17 protein-coding genes are annotated in these 18,038 nt (G+C 45.5%); 9 read left to right on the top strand and 8 right to left on the bottom strand.

The genetic code is table 11. The features are described from left to right. Positions 1-42: 42 nt before the first annotated feature. The 4 genes from DKT73_RS11825 to DKT73_RS11810 all read right to left on the bottom strand — a co-directional run bounded on the left by DKT73_RS11825 (position 43) and on the right by DKT73_RS11810 (position 4,068). Positions 43-789 carry an amino acid ABC transporter ATP-binding protein gene (locus DKT73_RS11825; protein WP_111638760.1) on the bottom strand — a complete coding sequence of 249 codons (747 nt, stop codon included), beginning with the start codon at positions 787-789 and terminating at the stop codon, positions 43-45. Then, a complete protein-coding gene (locus DKT73_RS11820) occupies positions 782-1,729 on the bottom strand; it encodes an amino acid ABC transporter permease (protein WP_111638759.1) in 948 nt (315 codons plus the stop codon). The genes DKT73_RS11825 and DKT73_RS11820 overlap by 8 nt, the downstream gene beginning before the upstream one ends. 141 nt (positions 1,730-1,870) lie before the next feature. After that, positions 1,871-2,677: a transporter substrate-binding domain-containing protein gene (locus DKT73_RS11815; RefSeq protein ID WP_111638758.1), complete on the bottom strand. Its 807-nt coding sequence runs from the start codon at positions 2,675-2,677 to the stop codon at positions 1,871-1,873. Between the two features lie 140 nt (positions 2,678-2,817). Further along, the gene (locus DKT73_RS11810; RefSeq protein ID WP_111638757.1) at positions 2,818-4,068 is read right to left on the bottom strand and encodes a cystathionine gamma-synthase family protein; all 1,251 of its coding nucleotides are present in this window, start codon (positions 4,066-4,068) and stop codon (positions 2,818-2,820) included. 193 nt (positions 4,069-4,261) lie between these two features. Between DKT73_RS11810 and DKT73_RS11805 the strand changes: the two genes are divergently transcribed. Continuing rightward, the gene (locus tag DKT73_RS11805) at positions 4,262-6,097 is read left to right on the top strand and encodes an ABC transporter ATP-binding protein (protein ID WP_111638756.1); all 1,836 of its coding nucleotides are present in this window, start codon (positions 4,262-4,264) and stop codon (positions 6,095-6,097) included. Positions 6,098-6,116: 19 nt separating this feature from the next. On the opposite strand, the gene DKT73_RS11800 is transcribed toward DKT73_RS11805, so the two are convergent. Beyond that, positions 6,117-6,995, bottom strand: coding sequence for a DMT family transporter (locus tag DKT73_RS11800; RefSeq protein ID WP_111638755.1), 879 nt, complete (start codon positions 6,993-6,995; stop codon positions 6,117-6,119). Between the two features lie 108 nt (positions 6,996-7,103). On the opposite strand from DKT73_RS11800, the gene DKT73_RS11795 reads away from it, so the two are divergent. Both DKT73_RS11795 and DKT73_RS11790 read left to right on the top strand, forming a co-directional pair. Then, the gene (locus tag DKT73_RS11795) at positions 7,104-7,976 is read left to right on the top strand and encodes a LysR family transcriptional regulator (RefSeq protein WP_198666607.1); all 873 of its coding nucleotides are present in this window, start codon (positions 7,104-7,106) and stop codon (positions 7,974-7,976) included. A gap of 38 nt (positions 7,977-8,014) precedes the next feature. Then, entirely contained in the window at positions 8,015-9,370 is a 1,356-nt protein-coding gene (locus DKT73_RS11790) for a multicopper oxidase family protein (RefSeq protein ID WP_232827858.1), read from the top strand. Positions 9,371-9,439: 69 nt separating this feature from the next. Here the strand turns inward: DKT73_RS11790 and DKT73_RS11785 are convergent, their stop codons facing one another. From DKT73_RS11785 to DKT73_RS11775, 3 genes are all read right to left on the bottom strand, one after another. Next, complete coding sequence (locus tag DKT73_RS11785) at positions 9,440-10,198, bottom strand: DUF2076 domain-containing protein (RefSeq protein ID WP_111638753.1); 759 nt, start codon at positions 10,196-10,198, stop codon at positions 9,440-9,442. Between the two features lie 229 nt (positions 10,199-10,427). After that, entirely contained in the window at positions 10,428-10,775 is a 348-nt protein-coding gene (locus DKT73_RS11780; RefSeq protein WP_111638752.1) for a DUF6172 family protein, read from the bottom strand. Positions 10,776-10,893: 118 nt separating this feature from the next. Then, positions 10,894-11,967, bottom strand: a complete 1,074-nt coding sequence (locus tag DKT73_RS11775; protein WP_111638751.1) for a zinc-binding metallopeptidase family protein — start codon at positions 11,965-11,967, stop codon at positions 10,894-10,896. Positions 11,968-12,101: 134 nt separating this feature from the next. On the opposite strand from DKT73_RS11775, the gene DKT73_RS11770 reads away from it, so the two are divergent. The 6 genes from DKT73_RS11770 to DKT73_RS11745 all read left to right on the top strand — a co-directional run bounded on the left by DKT73_RS11770 (position 12,102) and on the right by DKT73_RS11745 (position 18,037). Beyond that, positions 12,102-13,118 (top strand): LacI family DNA-binding transcriptional regulator, encoded by a 1,017-nt coding sequence (locus DKT73_RS11770; RefSeq protein WP_111638750.1) that lies wholly within the window; start codon positions 12,102-12,104, stop codon positions 13,116-13,118. A gap of 168 nt (positions 13,119-13,286) precedes the next feature. Then, positions 13,287-14,282, top strand: a complete 996-nt coding sequence (locus DKT73_RS11765; RefSeq protein WP_111638749.1) for a TRAP transporter substrate-binding protein — start codon at positions 13,287-13,289, stop codon at positions 14,280-14,282. A gap of 54 nt (positions 14,283-14,336) precedes the next feature. Then, the gene (locus DKT73_RS11760; protein ID WP_111638748.1) at positions 14,337-14,834 is read left to right on the top strand and encodes a TRAP transporter small permease; all 498 of its coding nucleotides are present in this window, start codon (positions 14,337-14,339) and stop codon (positions 14,832-14,834) included. Then, on the top strand, positions 14,819-16,078 hold the full coding sequence (locus DKT73_RS11755) for a TRAP transporter large permease (RefSeq protein WP_111638747.1): 1,260 nt from the start codon (positions 14,819-14,821) through the stop codon (positions 16,076-16,078). Before DKT73_RS11760 ends, DKT73_RS11755 begins: the two co-directional genes overlap by 16 nt. Positions 16,079-16,098: 20 nt before the next feature. Then, complete coding sequence (locus DKT73_RS11750; RefSeq protein ID WP_111638746.1) at positions 16,099-17,058, top strand: sugar kinase; 960 nt, start codon at positions 16,099-16,101, stop codon at positions 17,056-17,058. Between the two features lies 1 nt (position 17,059). After that, positions 17,060-18,037 (top strand): 2-hydroxyacid dehydrogenase, encoded by a 978-nt coding sequence (locus DKT73_RS11745; protein ID WP_111638745.1) that lies wholly within the window; start codon positions 17,060-17,062, stop codon positions 18,035-18,037. Position 18,038: the final 1 nt, after the last annotated feature.

Here is an 18,038-nt window from a genome sequence, read left to right as displayed (position 1 = left end):
AAAATCTTGACCAACAATTGTGGCCAAGATTTGTCATCAATACTAGAGGACTTGACCAAGGAAACGCTGTAAACGCGGATTGTCAGAACTAAAAAAACGCTCAGGACTTTCTTCAAACACTAGCTCACCATCCTCCATGAACACCACACGATCAGCCACTTCACGAGCAAAGCCCATCTCATGGGTCACCACTACCATGGTCATTCCGTCACGAGCAAGGCTTTTCATCACGTCCAGCACTTCCCCAACCATTTCAGGATCAAGGGCACTGGTCGGTTCATCAAACAACATAATCTTCGGATGCATAGCCAAGGCTCTCGCTATAGCCACACGTTGCTGCTGGCCACCAGACAAATGCGACGGGTAATTATTCATGCGTTCCGCTAAACCTACTTTTTTGAGTAGCTCACGTCCTTCCTGCTCCGCTACAGCACGGGGCTTTTTCTTCACCTTGATGGGCGACAATGCCACGTTACCCAACGCTGTTTTATGTGGAAAAAGATTAAAGGACTGGAAAACCATACCCACTTCTTCACGCACTTTATTAATGTTGGTTTTTCTGTCTGTCAGGCTCACTTCGTCAATATGAATCGTGCCATCCGAAATGGTTTCCAACTGATTCAAGGTGCGCAAGAATGTCGACTTACCCGAGCCACTTGGTCCAATAATCACTACCACTTCACCTCGATTGATGTCGAGAGAAACCTTTTTTAGAGCATGACAGCCATTGGGATAGATTTTTTCAATATTACGAGCTTGAATGATGCTCTTATCGGTCCTATTAGTCACTGGCAGATAACCTCTTTTCAAGACGTTGAATGGCCCAAGACAAAGCTCCGGTTAACACTAAATACATCAGCGCCACCGCGAACCACACTTCAAAAGGTGCAAACGTCGAACTCACTACTTCCCGACCCGCTTTGGTCAGATCTGTGATGGAAATGACCGACACCAGAGACGAGTCTTTGATCAGGTTAATAAATTGTCCAGCCATCGGCGGTAAAGTTCGTTTAAACGCCTGCGGCAAAATAACATTGACCATCGCCTGAACGTAATTCATCCCTAGACTTCGCGCGGCTTCCATTTGCCCAGGACTGATAGATTGAATACCAGAACGCACGATTTCAGCGATATAAGCGCCAGTAAACACCGATAACGCCGCGACACCTGCGGTAAAGCGGTCTAAATCCAATACCGTGCCGATAAAAAAATAGAAGATAAAAATCTGCACCAATAAGGGCGTACCACGAATCAGTTCAATGTAAGTAATGGATAAATAACGTAACGCGGGGTTAGACGAGATACGGGCCAGTCCTGCAAATAGACCGATCACCACAGCAAACACCAAAGACACCACAGACAACTGCAATGTCATCACCAGCCCCCAAGTCAATGGACCAATATTCCAGTTTTCGACTTCTACTAGAGGATCCCCCTCAAACACCAAATCGCCATGACCAACCAGCAGATTATCAAACTTTTTAATCACTAACGGGTCATCGCCGTAATCAGAAGTCACCACTAACCTATTGCCTTTTTCAATGGTAGCTGTGCCGTCAAAGGGGGCTCTAACCGTTGTTGCTTCGGTGTTAATGATGTACTGAGGGATACGCTCCCAGCGCCAAGTGTAGTCAATACTTTTGCTGCCAGCATAAATGCCAAAGCCTAATCCTATGATGATTAGAACAAAGACCGCTTTCCACAAAAGCAGATGAGATTGTTTTTCCATCAATGAGAAATTCCCCGTTGTATTTTTTAACTCAAAGAAACCTATTCACACGGTCATATGCGCGGTCGTGAAAAGATTTTCTCAAGTAAGAATGCACAAAAAGTGGCGCTATATAGCGCCACTTTTTGTGTGTTTTCCATGTTACTGAATGGTGCTCAACCAAGCGTCACCTTCAAACCATTTTTGATAAATCTTGTCATAAGTACCATCGCCTTTAATCTGAGCAAGGTAGTTATTCAAGAAATTCATAAAGTCTGGATCGCCCTTACGAATCGCAAAGCCAAGCGGTTCAAAAGTGAAGGATTCGTCTAAATGTAATACCTTACCCTTACTTTGTGCGGCGTAAATCGCGTTATATGGCAAGTCATACACAAACGCATCGGCATTGCCATTTACCACTTCTAATGCGGCTTCAGATTCCGTTTCAAACAGATTCAACTTGGCTTTGCTCATGTATCTTTTTACAGCATAGTCAGACGTCGCGCCTAACTTTGTTGCGACAGTATATTTGGCGTCGTTAAGGTCTCTGTAACTCTTAACTTTCCCTTCCAACTTAGGACTCAACAAAATTGTTTGACCAACTACAATGTAAGGATCAGTAAAGTTCACTTTCAAGTTACGCTCTGGCGTAATCGTCATACCTGAAATAATGATATCGCACTTGGCCGTTAATAACGCCGGAATGATGCCATCCCAAGCCGTATTACGAATGTCAATTTTGACGCCCATGGCCTTTGCCATAGACTTGGCAATGTCCACGTCAAAGCCTACGATATTGCCACTTTTATCACGCATATCAAACGGCATGTAGCCCGCTTCAGCACAAACTTGAAGCTCGCCACGATTTAAAATTTCATTCAGTGTGGATTTTTCCCACAACGCATTATCCGACGCTGATGCCAATGTTGCACTGCACAAAGCCACCGCAGCGATCACTAATTTCTTCATATTTGATGTCCCCAGTTTATGTAAAAACGAACCCTAAGTTATTTACGTATCTGATCTTAATGCCATTTCATAGCGGCGCATAATACAGGAGTTGCCACTAACAGTCCCTAGTGAAACACTAATGTACTCCCCCGTTTTTTTCATTTTGTACAGCATGAAACCTGGTCTGTGTTGTCACACGAAAGCGCTCTAACTCGTTCAAACGCTTGCATTAGATCCGCAATCAAATCGTCAGTGTCTTCAATCCCCACAGATATCCGCACTAAACCTTCTGAAATCCCCAGTGCCAAACGTTCTTCCAATGTATTTTCCACATGACTGGTGGTTCTAGCTGGTCCATAAATGGTTTCGACCGCGCCCAAGTTACCCGCGCAATGCGCGTACTGTAATTGCGGCAATAAGATCTTCACCGTATCCATACCACCGACCAGAACAAAACTCACCATCGCCCCAAAACCTCGCATTTGCTCACAGGCAATCGCATGATTCGGATGACTTGGCAGACCTGGATAGTTCACCGCTTCAACCAAAGGTTCCGTCAATAAATATTGCGCAATGGCTTGTGCACTGCTTTGTTGCTGACGAATCCGTAGGGCCAAGGTTTTCATACCGCGAATAATCAAATAGGCCGAAAACGGATCCAATGACGCGCCATTAATCTCTCGATAATGACGAACCTTTGCCATGAGCGCCTCAGAACCACACACCAAACCGCCCATAGCATCCGCATGCCCACTCAAAAACTTAGTCGCACTATGTATAACAATGTCCACTCCCAAGGCCAAAGGACTTTGATTCAAGGGTGTTGCAAACGTGTTGTCGGCCATCACCAAGGCTCCCGCTTTTTTAGCGGCCGCGACAAGACGTTTTACATCGACAATTTTCAAGGTCGGATTGGTTGGTGTTTCCAAATACAAAACATCACAGCCTTTGGCAATTTCATCTTCAATTTGCTCATGACTGTGCGTTTCACACAGCGCCACACTCACGCCCATGCGCGGTAAAAATTCTTCAAAGACTTTATTGGTGCCGCCGTAACTGTCTTTCGTCGATACCACACGGCAACCATTAGATAAAAAGGTATAAAGCACACTGCTGATGGCCGCCATGCCCGTGCTAAAAGCCACCGCCGACTCAGCGTTTTCTAGGCCGCAAATCTTTGCTTCTAAGGTTTCCACTGTAGGATTGCTCATACGGCTATAAATAAAACCGTGGGCAGCTCCCAACGCAACGTCATACCATTCGTCGATATCTTGGTAGCCATACGCCGCACTGGCGACGATCGGCATTTGCGTAGCACGGTAAGGATGCTTCACTTGCTCACCACTCCATACCGAACGGGTTCCACTTCCAGCTTGATCAAGCGCAGACTTCGCCATTTTATTGTTCATTACACATCTCTCACTTTTAACGACTAAACAGCCAGTACCAATTCCACAGACTTTCACTATAGCCAAACGATCAAAACCCGAGAAATCATCTTATCAAGCACTAAGGGTCGTTTTTTTTAATGGATGAAACCATTACAGAATGGCTTATACTATTCTTTCTTCTGTATTTATTTCCTGACGTCTAGGATCTTTAATGAAACCCGCTGATTCCCCTCAAAATACCGTCGATAAGAACATGTTAGGCGTGTTTCGTTATAGCCGTCGCGCCATCGACTTGGTATGGAAAACGTCCCCAGCGTTAACCATAGGTTTGGCGTTGGCAACACTGATTGCTGGCGTCACACCAGCCGCCATGGCGTATGTGGGACAATTGATCGTCGATGCCGTCGTGGCTGCAATGGAAAGCTACAAACAAGACCAAGTTCTGCATTATCAAGCCGCTCTTAGCTATGTCTTATTAGAAGGTCTTTTGGTCTTGGTCATTGCCGCCGCGCAGCGTGCATTGACCGCGCAGCAAGCCATTTTACAAGGCTTATTAGGTCAAAAGGTCAACCTGCTGATATTAGAAAAAGCCCAAAGCCTAACACTCTCACATTTTGAAGATTCTGAGTTTTACGACAAACTGGTTCGTGCCCGTCGTGAGGCCTCCAGCCGCCCACTTGCTCTGGTGAATAAAACCTTTGCCTTGCTGCAAAATGCCATCACCTTATCCAGCTTTGCAGTCTTGCTGTGGCATTTTTCACCCTGGGCGTTGGTCCTATTGGTCTGTGGCGCTTTGCCTTCCTTTATCGCTGAAGCCAAGTTTTCTGGCGATGCCTTTTTGATGTTTCGTTGGCGCTCACCAGAAGTCCGTCAGCAAAACTATTTAGAAACCTTATTAGCTCGGGAAGACAACATTAAAGAAGTTCGCTTGTACCAATTAGGCGAGCGTTTTTTACATCGCTACACCGAAATATTCATCAAGCTATTCAGAGAAAGCAAACGACTGATTTTACGCCGTGAAAGCTGGGGATTCGCCCTTGGCGTTATCAGCACCCTGGTGTTTTATGGGGCTTACGCTTGGATCGTCAGCGACACCATTATTGGCGCGATCACCTTGGGTCAAATGACCATGTATTTGCTTCTGTTCAAACAAGGCCAGAGCTCGGTCTCCGCCTCACTCACCGCCATCAGCGGCATGTACGAAGACAACTTATACCTATCCAATCTCTACGAATATTTAGAACAAGAAACACCGCTTTCTACTGCTGGTCTTTCTTCGGGTCCCATTCCAAACGATGGCATTCGTTTCGAAGACGTCTCTTTCCAATATCCAGGTAACGAAAGACCTGCACTTGCCAACATCAACCTCCATATTCGCCCCGGCCAGAGTCTGGCAATTGTCGGTGAAAATGGCTCAGGCAAAACCACCCTAATCAAACTACTCACGCGTCTTTATAACCCAACTCAAGGACGCATTTTGTTAGACGGTTTAAACTTATTGGAATGGGAAGAAAGTGCACTGCTAAAACGTGTTGGCGTGATATTCCAAGACTTTGTGCGCTATCAATTTATTGTCGGAGAAAACATCGGTGCTGGCGACAACGACCGATTTAACGATCAAACCGGTTGGAAAAAAGCCGCCGAACTTGGCAAGGCTACCGACTTTATTGATGAACTGGAACAAGGCTACCAAACCCAACTGGGCCGCTGGTTCCGTGGCGGACAAGAATTGTCTGGCGGGCAGTGGCAAAAAATCGCCTTGGCGCGCGCCTTCATGCGCGAAGACGCGGATATTTTGGTATTAGATGAACCAACTGCGGCAATGGATGCTCAGGCCGAAGCCAATATTTTCCAACACTTTCAAGAACACACCAAGCACAAAATGGCGATACTGATTTCCCATCGATTCTCTACTGTGCGTCTCGCACACGAGATCATCGTCATGGAACATGGGCAAATCAAAGAGCGCGGTACACACGAGTCACTACTGGCTCAACAAGGCCAATACGCGCACTTGTTTACCTTACAAGCGCAAGGTTATAAATAATGATGGTTATAAATAGTGCTCAAGGCTTTTCCAAACTCATTGCCAATACGCTCAGAATCACCATGCCACCGCCCAGCAGCACCAGAACAGAAGGCGACTCCCCTAAAATAAACGCCGCCATGACCATGGCGGTTGGTGGAATCAAATACAACACAATGGATACTTTACTGACCTCTGAGTACGACAACACATAAGCCCAAGCCACATACGCTAAGGCGCTCGGAAAAATGCCCAACAGCAGTACAGCCAAACTCACCAGAGCACTAGAATTCAACATCGAGGTCAACAAACCGGGAGAAAATACCAGCAAAACCACTGTGCCTGTCCACACCGTATAACACACCATGGTTAAAGTGCTGTAACGCTGCGAATAACGTTTTTGCAGAATGAAATACACACTCCATGAACAAGCCGCCACCAGAATTAATAACCCATTTAGGCTAAAATTGCCGAGGCCTTTGTCGCCCATCACCACGATCAGCGCACCTATCATGCCGCCCAATACACAACACCATCGCCAGACAGTAGTCCGCTCCTGTAAAACACAACGAGTAATAATCACAGTGAAAATCGGCGTCGATTGCGCCAGCACACTTGCCGCCCCTGCACTCATACCACGCTGACCAAAATTTAATGCAATGTGATGCAAGGCCACGGCAAAAAAACCAAGCGTAAACAACAAAGGAATATCCTTCACTTTGGGCATTTGTACTCCCAGAAACATCGCCACCATGGCCATAAAAAGCGAGGCGACGATAAAACGTAATAGTGCTAACTGACCAGGCGAATAAGACACAAGACCAATATGAACACCAATGGGGGAATACGCCCAACACAGCACCACAAACATCGCAGCAGTCACCAACTTCCCCTTGGCCTTCATCTTCACTTTTTTCATACATCATCCTATTTTGCATTCACTCACTGTCTAAGAAGGAGTTAGTATTAGGAGAAAGGCGCAATACGACAATTAACGAATACTGAGGTCAGTATTCACTTGGAATGAATGATGGAACTCGCTCAAATTCGAATGTTCAAAACAGTCGCCAATCTTGGCAGTGTTGCGCAAGCATCCGTTGCATTACACTGCGTTCCCTCAAATGTGACCGCGAGAATTAAGGCACTTGAAGCGGAGTTAAAGGTATCGCTGTTTTACCGACAAGGGCGTGGCCTGTGCATTACGCCCGCTGGGGAAGTATTTCTCACTTATGCAGAGAAGATTTTAGCGCTAACAGAAGAAGCCAAACGAGCCGTTGATCCAACATCTGAACCCTCTGGCCCACTGCGCATTGGCGCCATTGAATCCTCAGCAACCAGTCGTTTACCGCCGATGCTGACAAAGTTTCACGCGCAATATCCAAACGTCGAGCTGCAGTTTAAAACAGGCACTTGGTCACAACTTGTAGACGATATACAGCATCACAGACTGGATGGCGCCATTGTCGCCGTTAATATTGATCGCCCCTTTTTAGACAACACAACTTTCTTCAATGAAGATTTGGTGCTCATTTCCTCCGCCTCTGCCGATCCCATCAAGTCTGTGAAGGATATAGAGGGAAAAGCCATATTCATGTGGCCGGAACCTTGCCCATATCGAGCCGCACTAGCAACTTGGCTCAATCAAAACAAGGTAAAAGCGCCCATTACCAGTATCGCCAGCTACGGTACCATTATTGGCTGTGTCAGCGCGGGAAGCGGCATATCACTGGTGCCAAAAGGCGTCTACGAACAATATCAATCAGGCATGGGATTAGTCGGATACGAATTCGAAGAGTTAGTAACGATTGAAAACCGCTTTATTTGGCGCAATGATGGTGGTCAATTTCCCGCTTTAGACGCGTTTACTCAGATGATTAAACAAAATAATCATGGTGAATAACCATCAAACCATTCACAGCATGCATAGGAAAAACCGTTTTGAACCGACGTCATTTTATAAAATCCAGCCTTTTAGTCGCCATGACAACTACCCTGCCTAGAGTCGTTCTTGCTGCTGCGCCGTCTGCTGGTTTCGACTATGAATTGATCGTTGCGCCAGCCGATGTAAACATTGTTTCTGGCGGCAGTACGCCTGCGCTTTGCTTTAATGGCGGTTACCCTGCACCTGTGATTCGCGCCAAACAACATCAGCCGGTTCGTATTCGTGTGATCAACAAGTTAAACGAGCCGACGACCATTCATTGGCATGGTATGAGAATCCCGATTGCAATGGATGGCGTGCCGTTTTTAAGCCAACCCCCCATCATGCCAGGCGAAACCTTCGACTATGAATTTACGCCGCCCGATGCGGGTTCTTTTTGGTATCACCCACATATGAACAGCGTCGAGCAACTGGGGAAAGGCTTGGTTGGCGCATTGATTGTGGATGAAGCAGAAAAACCAGACTTTGATGAAGATCTGGTGCTTTGCATGAAAAATTGGCACATCAAAGACGATGGCTCTTTTACGGCGTTGACGACACCACAAAATGCTTTTCGTATGGGCACACCCGGCCGCGTCATGACCATCAATGGTGAAATTAACCCAACTTATGAAGTGCCCACCGGTGGAGCGATTCGTGTACGTTTCTTGAACGTCGATAACACCGTGATGTATCAAATAAATTCAACCGATCCAGCGGCAAAAATCATCGCCATTGACGGTAACCCAATCGCCGAACCCGTAGCCTTAACCCAGCATATGACAGCGCCTGGCATGCGCCTTGATCTTGGCGTGATCGCACCGAGCCAAGTAGGCGAAACAATCACCTTTAAACACCAGAACAAACCTATGGTGACCATCAAAACAGTGGCAAGTCAGCTTAAAGACCGCCGTTTACCTAAGCTGCCACTTAACCCTATTCCTGAACCCGATTTAGAGAACGCACAAACCATCAAGTTTGCTTTTGAATGGAACGCTAACATCACGCCGATAGAGAAAAATGGTGAAGTAAACTACAACTTCTGGACAATGAATCGTCGCTCTTGGGAAGGCATGTCAAAAGGCCATATTCCAGATCCTCTTGCCACATTAGAGCGTGGTAAAACCTATATTTTCGAGCTGTCGAATTTGACACAATATCACCATCCTATTCACATACATGGTCATACTTTCACGATTTTAAAATCCAACAAGAAAGCCATTACGCCCTTCCATTCGGATACCGTTTTGCTGGGCGAAAACGAAACCGTCCTTGCTGCCTTAGTGGCCGATAACCCAGGGCGCTGGATGTATCATTGTCATATCATAGAGCATCTAAAAACCGGCTTTATGAGCTTTGTTGAAGTCACATAAGAATAGGCGAATCAATCAAAAACCAGATCGAAACCAGATCGATCTGGTTTTGCTTTTTTAAATGAAGGACTAAATAAAGTCATCGTCACCAAAATCGTCAAAACCACCCATGTCGTCAAAGCCCTGCTCAAAACCACCAGAATCCAAATCACTTTGATCCATATTGGCCTGATCAAAGCCAGCCTGACCAAAGCCTCGGTTAGGATCGAGTTCCGCTCCGGACTGATCAAAACCCGTCTGCGCAAAACCCGCTTGGCCAACATCCGAAGAGGCAGGTGTTTCATTAATCACATCAACTATTTCTGTCTGCGAATGATGACCAAACATATTCATCAACATATTCCCCACCACCATGCCACCCGCGACCCCAGCGGCCGTTTGCAAAGCGCCCCCTAAAAAACTACTACCACGACCATTACTTTGTGGCTGGCTATACGCTTGATTATTGGGCGACTGGTTAGCCGTTTGCTGAGAGCCGTTGCCACTTCCCCAACCAGAACGAGGTTGCGCCGAGCTTTGATAAGCCGATTGTTGAGCATTGCTTTGTGATGTTTGCTGATCACCACCAAACAACCCAGATAAAAAGCCGCCAGAACTTGGCTTGGCAGAAGCATTGCGCTCTAACTCCTCAACCCGAGCGTTGAGTTGCTTTAACGCGGCTTCTTGCATGATGATAGTTTGCGCCATGTAATAAGGAGCAGCTGGATTCGCAACAAGGTGTTTGTTAATCTGCGCTTCTGCTTCTTTGTCCCGCTCACCTGTGTTTTTCTCAGCAATATTAATACGCTCAAACAAACTATCAATTAAACCGCTCGCGTCGTTACTCATCACTTTATCTCCAACCTAAATATTACCTTTGCACAAAGGTCTCTAAAAATAGTCAGCAGGCAAATGAAAAAAGGGGCCTGCGATCTCTTAATGATAAGGCCACGCAGTACGCGAACAAGTGATTAAAGAGTCAGGAAAAAGGAAACAAGATCTTGAAATGAGTTAAGATTTTTACTTAGTTGCGAACAATACACAAAGCACTAGGCGTTTTTACGTCTAAGCTAGCAGCTTATCGATCTTCGTCGTGCTCTTCGCTTGCGCTCTCTTCGTCTTCTTCCTGCCCATCAGCGTCATCACGTTTTATACGTTGTGCTGGCGTGGCTAGGATTTCAAGGTAGAACGCAGTCCACTCTTGGCTTTCAGCAAAGCTGATTTTTTCATTGATTTGAGCAACATGAATCTCTTCAGCCAGCGCTTCAGTTTGACCAAAGCGGCAATCAAATCCCCAAAAGTCAGCGTATTCTGGCAATTTTTTATTGCGCTCTCTTTTGAGATATTTTTTGACTTCGTTTTTTGTTGCTTCGATTAGGCGTGGGTATTTGATGGTTGGGTGAGATAACGTAAAGGTCTTTTTCATTGGGATCCTAAAGGATTAAAGGTCAGGAGCTGAGGTTATCATGCTCCCATTGCAGAGCATGATAACGGATCGCCTTATTTGTCGCCATGAAAAGTCAATAAAATCCCTTATTCGCGAATCATTCCGCTGTATAAGATCGCAGCAAACGGTGAATAAACACCAACTTCTCACGCACCGCAGGCACTAAAATAAAAGGGTACAAGTCCGGTTGACCCATGCCTCGATTTAGATTATTCACCGCGAAGGTTAACGGCACATATTGCGCAAGAATGTCGTCGAAATTATCGTGCCTAAAGGGGTCAATGTTCACCATCACCGCAAGGTTTTGTCTATTTGAACCAATAGGTTGCAAACTCAAGCCAAGATCACTGGCCGTTTCTAAAGTGTCGACAATGTGCAAGTAATGGGCCCAAGTTTCCGCCCAATCTTCCCAAGGATGAGATGACGCATAAACACTCACAAAAGACTGCTGCCAATCTGGATTGGGCGTTTTATAATGTGTCTCTAATGCATCGGCATAGCTTTCTCGATCATCACCAAAAAGTGCTCTAAAATCAGCCAAACACTGTTCATTATCTGCAATAAGCTGATCCCAGTAATAGTGCCCAATTTCATGACGAAAATGCCCAATAACGGTTCGATAGGACTCATTCATATCTTCGCGCATTTGTTCACGGTCGACCGAATTTCCCTCAGCCGCGTTGATCGTGACTTGCCCTGCAGCATGCCCAGTCATCGCACTGGCGTCTTCTGGGACTTGATTATTTTCAGAAATAAAATCAAACGACAAACCGTCGTCAGGTTCTGTTTTTTTACTGATCAAAGGTAAACCAAGACGCAATATAGAATACACCAAACGATGTTTAGCAAACTCCAATTGTTGCCATGCCTGACGCTCTTCTACTTTTTCTAAATTCGGAATATGACGATTCAACTCACACGCGACACAAAACGTACTGCCGCCTTCTTCTACCATCCAGTTACAAACTTGGTGCTGATGGTTTTCACAATAATACCAACGCTTAGCAGGAATGGATTTATCGGCCATGGCATACCAAGCATTATCAACCGATTTTAACGCACTGATCACTAACTGATCAGGAAGAAAGCCCAACGACGACGAGCATTGCTCGCAGTGGGTGTTCTCAAATAACACCGTCTGCCCACATTGCTGACAACTGAAAATTTTCATAATGCTCCTGCTATTAAAAAACTGTCTATAATTGCGCCCCGCTAGGATCATAGTTTACAGTACGGAAAAACGCCTACCTCTATACTTACGCGTATGGATGTTCTTTCCGTTAATCTAACCATTGAGACAACACATTGCTGAAGAAAAATAACAAAAGCTTCACCACCATTTCAGACGTTGCAAAATATGCAAAAGTCGGTAAGACCAGTGTTTCACGTTATCTCAATGGGGAACAAGACAAATTATCCGATGAGCTAAGAGAAAAAATTGCGCAAGCCATTGCTCATCTGGATTTTCGCCCTAACCATTCCGCGCGCATGCTCAGAGCTGGACATTCAAAACTCATTGGATTGTTACTCGCTGACGTCACTAACCCCTATTCTATTGATGTGCTGCAAGGAGTAGAACACGTCTGCCGTCGTGAGGGCTACATGCTGATGGTCTGCAACACAGACAATGAAAAAGAGTTGCAAGACCGTTATTTGTCCTTACTCGAAGCACACAGGGTCGACGGTATCATAGTCAATACTGCGGGAATGGCACAAAAACAAGTCAGTAATTTGAAGCGCCTCTCTTGCCCTTTAGTATTGGTTGATAGGATCAATACCTCGCTTGGATTCGATACTGTCGGGCTAGATAACGAAGCAGCCGTAAAAGAAGCCTGCCAGCACTTACAAGCCAATGCCTATGAAGCCATCTTGGTGGTTACCGAATCTATCGCCATAGATCCTCGCCAAGCAAGGGTCGACGCCATTCAAGCTTTCGCCAAAGAAAACGACAACATAACCTGCGATGTCATCGAAATTGAAAAGATGAGCGTCAGCTTATTAGTCAAGGTTATTACAGACTTCATCGCCGCTCACCCAAAGCGCAAAAAAGCCATCTTCACTACCAATGGTGTTGCCATGATGAGCACCGCAAAAGCCTTGAAACAGCTAGACATTCACATCGGCACGCACATTGGTTTAATCAGCATAGACGACCCAGAATGGGCACAACTGTTCGAAGGCGGCATTACCGTTATGCGCCAACCTACCCAACAGATAGGCCAAACGGCTTGCGAACGATTGCTTGCCAGAGTTCAAGGTAACAACGAAGCCCCACAACACATCAAGCTCAAAGCTGAGCTCATTGTTCGTCATTCCACTTAACGCTTTCACAAAACAGCCTTTAGACAAAATCAAATTGAACAAAAAATAGCCATAAAATTCTTTAAAAGCGATTGGCGAAGGCTATTCATGGAATCGATTCCATGATATCGTCTTTTGCCTAAAGTGTGATCACCATAATCATAAAAATCGATCCATAATGGAGTTACCATGAAAAAATTATTTACTCTGCTAACCGCCGCTGCCATTTCTCTCGCTGGATGCAGTGATGATTCAACCAAATCTGACACGATTAAAATCGTTGCTGCCCACAACCAAACCAACCTCTCCAGTCCATACCAAACAGGCATGCTGAAACTGAAAGAAGTCGCGGATAAATCAGGTCTTTTCAATGTAGAAGTACACGCAGGAACCATTGGTACCAATGAAAATGAATTGGTTGAAAAACTGGTACTTGGCGGTGCAGACATGGTTCTCGTTTCACCTGGTTTTATGACATCATCAGGTATTGAAGAAGTAGATCTATTCTCTTTGTTGTACTTGTTTGACGATTACAGCCATTGGGAAAAAGTAGTTGACGGCAAAGTAGGAAAAGATATTGCCGACATCATCTACACAAAATCTGGTGAGAAGTATCGTGTGGCCGCTTATTGGACTGCAGGTGTACGCCACTGGTATGGCAAGCAACCGGTCAATAGCTTTGCCGATGTAAAAGGCATGAAAATCCGTACTCAAACATCTGGCGTAGTGTCTCAATACTGGAAAGAAATCGGTGCAGTACCAACCTCTGTTGCTTGGGCTGAACTTTACCAAGCGCTATCAAGCAATGTGGTTGATGCGGCAGAAAACGCTTATCCCTACTTCATTCCAATGGAACACCACAAAACATCGAACGGTAAGTACATTTCTGAAACGGGTCATGACTACACCACTCGTTTATTGCTGGTGCGTAATTCAGTATGGGAAAGCTTCAATGACGAGCAGCGTACAGCCTTCAACCAAGCCGTAAAAGAGGCGACTCAAGCAGAACGCCAAGCTTTGTATGATGAAGAGTCCACTTACAAGCAAAAAGCCATTGATGATGGTGCTATCGTAAACACGTTAGATCGCACTCCTTTCATTGAAAAAGCCCTTTCTATCCAAGATCAGTGGGCAGCGAAAAACGGTATGACAGAAGTACTTGAAACCATCCGTCAGACTAAATAACGCTATCTACTAGCCTAGCTCCGAGGGCAGCTCGGAGCTTCAAGGATATATGGTATGAAAATACTCACTACATTTGTCGCCCGACTTCAAATCAGCTTAGGTGTTTTGCTACTGGTGATTTTCCTCGCCGCTACCTTAATTCAAGTGGTTACTCGCTACCTAGGAATGTCGGTGTTATGGACGGAAGAAATCGCTGTAAATTCCTTTATCTGGGCTATGTTCCTTGGTTCAGCTGTCATGGTAAAAGAAAACAAACATTTCGGTTTTGACGTTCTTACACACTATTTCCAAGGCGATAAGCGCTCAGTATTAGTCATCATTCAAAACCTTATCATGTTGATTTTCTGCGTATTCTGCTCCTTATACAGCGTTGAGATCACTCAAGCATTTTGGAACTCTCGTTGGATCAGCATCCCAGAATTTCGACAAGGCTATGTATGGCTTATCATGCCAATCACCTTTATAAGCTCCAGTGTTTATCTGGTGGATAACATCTACAACGAAGTGAAAACACTGTCCTGCTTTAAGGAGGCATCATGGAACTCGCGTTAATTACCTTATTATTTGTTGGTCTTATTATCCTTGGGATACCCATTGCCTTCTCTATCGGTATTGCATCTTTAGTGGGTATTGGCACCATGACTGGCGCGCCAACGACCATGATCCCAATGAAGATGTTCTACGGTCTCAACTCTTATGTGTTGCTCGCGGTGCCACTTTTTGTACTAACAGCCAACATCATGAATAGCGGTCAAATTTCTCACCGACTGATCAACTTTTCTATCGCCTTAGTCGGTCGCAAACCTGGCGGTTTAGGCCACGCTAACGTTTTGGTGTCCATGTTGTTTGCAGGTGTCAGTGGATCCTCAACGGCCGATACCGCTGGTGTTGGAAAAATCCTCATACCTAACATGATCAACAAAGGCTACAGCCGCGAAATGTCGGTTGGCGTTACAGCGGCCTCATCTACTATTGGTGGCATCATTCCCCCTAGCATCACCATGGTCATTTATGGTGGATTAACCAACACCTCTGTTGGACAATTGTTCATCGGCGGCATGGTGCCTGGGGTTTTAATCGGCCTTGGCATGATGTTTGTCATTAGTATTATTGCCAAACGTGACAACTTACCAAAAGCAGAAAAAATCAGTCGTACGGAATTTATAGCATTAACAAAAGATGCCATTCCGGCAATGATCACGCCGCTTATCATTATTGGAGGTATTGTTTTTGGTGTCTTCACTCCAACAGAAGCGGCTGCTTTCTCCGCAGTTTATGCTTACTTCGTCAGCGCGTTTTACTATAAATCTATTAGCCTAAAAGATTTGCCCAAGATTTTCACCGAAACATTAAAACTAAGCTGTTTATCACTCTTCGCTTTAGCTGCCGCTTCGGCACTCGGGGAGTTTCTCGGTTATTACCAAATCAACGCCATTGTATCGGGATTTTTCAGTGGAATGGGCAGCAATGAATACTTATTCCTATTCATTATTGTGGCCTTCTTTTTATTTGTCGGTACCTTCATGGACGCTATTCCTGCCATGGTGCTATTTGTACCTGTTGTTTACCCGGTCGCGCTTACATTAGGGGTCGACCCTGTTCAGCTTGGTATCGTCGTTATCATCACTTTATCCATTGGCTTAATTACACCGCCATATGGATTGTGTTTATTAATCGCAAGCGCTATTGGTGACTTATCCATCGACCGATCATTTAAAGCCGTCATGCCATATATTGCGGTCATCGTGCTGGTGCTGATTGCCGTGATATTTATGCCATTTATGTTATTGATCTAAAAAAGAAGGAATTATCCATAATGGAAACAAAGCAAACACACTCTTTTGTTACGCTTGGTGAAGCCATGGCCATGTTTGTGGCCAAAACGCCAGGGCAACTTGCTGACATTGAAGAGTTCCATCGCTCTTTGGCTGGGGCGGAAGTCAACGTCGCTATTGGTATGGCGCGTTTGGGTTTTGAAGCCTGCTACATTAGCAAAGTCGGTAAAGACAGTTTTGGACAATTTATTCGCCAAGCAATCAGCAAAGAGAACATTCGTACCGATTGGATTTCTGAAAGTGCCAACCATGCTACTGGTTTTATGCTGAAATCCAATGTTACCGATGGCAGCGACCCTAAGGTCGAGTATTTCCGTAAAAATTCTGCTGCTTCCACATTAAGCACGACAGACATAGACGAAAATTTATTCAAACCGGGTACCCATTTACATCTAACGGGCATCTCGATAGCCGTATCCAGCACCATGCGTGAAGCGACAAAACACGCCTTAAACCTAGCCAAAGAACAAGGTTGCAGCGTGTCTTTTGATACCAATTTGCGCCCTACTCTGTGGCCGGATCAAGCCACTATGGTGGCGACCATTAATGAGTTTGCCTTTGCCAGCGACATTGTTTTACCAGGCATAGAAGAGGGCAAAATCCTCGCGGGCAGCGACCAACCAGAAGTGATTGCGGACTTTTATCTTCAACATGGCGTCAAAACGGTTATCGTTAAACTCGGTAGCAAAGGCGCCTATTTCAAAACGAATAAGGGTGAATCAGGCACAGTGGCTGGCTTCCCTGTAGCAAAAGTGGTCGATACCGTGGGTGCCGGCGATAGTTTTGCCGTGGGGGTGATCTCGGCGTTGCTTGACGGTAAAACCATGAAGCAAGCTGCGCGTCGTGGTAATCTGTTAGGTTCTTTAACCGTACAAGTGCGTGGCGACAGCGAAGGCTTGCCAACGAGAGCCACATTAAACGAGCTAGAACAGGAGTCATAGGATGAAGAAGAAAATCATTTTATACCGAGATATTCCAGCACAAGAACGCCTGCGACTTGACGAGCAATTTAATGTCACCTTCTTTAATGGCATCAATGAAGACAACAAAGATGCCTTTAAAGCGGCTCTTGCCGATGCAGAGGGGTTAATTGGTTCCAGCACAGATATGAGCTCTGAGCTATTGGATCTTGCACCTAAGCTAAAAGCCGCATCAACGATTTCCGTCGGCACAGATCAGTACAATTTAGCGTATCTTGCCAAGCGCGATATTCCCTTAATGCATACACCAGGCGTACTGAACGAAACCACCGCCGATACTATGTTTACGCTCATCATGTGCACAGCACGACGCGCTGTTGAATTATCTAACATGGTCCGAGAAGGTCGCTGGAACAGTAACATTGGTGAGTCGCTTTACGGCACCGATGTACACGGTAAAACACTAGGCATCATTGGTATGGGACGCATTGGTTATGCGATTGCTAAGCGCGGGCATTTTGGTTTTGATATGAAGATTCAGTACAGCAACCGGAGTCGTAAACCAGATGCTGAACAAGACTTAAACGCTACTTATATGAACATGGAAGAACTGCTTCAAACGTCAGACTTCGTCTGTGTGATGACGCCGTTAACACCAGACACCGAACGATTAATTGGTGCAAAAGAATTCGCCATGATGAAGAAAAGCGCCATTTTCATCAATGGCTCCCGTGGCAAAGTGATCGACGAAGCAGCGCTTGTCGAGGCTTTAAGCAATGGCACCATTCGCGCGGCTGGGTTGGACGTCTTTGAAGTGGAACCATTACCGAGCGACTCGCCACTTTGCAAACTGGACAATGCAGTATTGTTTCCACACATAGGTTCGGCAACCGCCGAAACCCGTCTTGCGATGATTACCTGTGCCGTAGATAACTTAATCAATGCATTAAATGGCGACATCTCACAAAACTGCGCCAATCAACATTTGTTAAGCAGATAGC

Origin of the sequence: Marinomonas shanghaiensis (genome assembly GCF_003259175.1) — a bacterium.
Lineage (GTDB): Bacteria > Pseudomonadota > Gammaproteobacteria > Pseudomonadales > Marinomonadaceae > Marinomonas > Marinomonas shanghaiensis.
The sequence above is the reverse complement of the archived record's forward strand: the minus strand, read 5'-3'. Positions and strand labels throughout refer to the sequence as shown.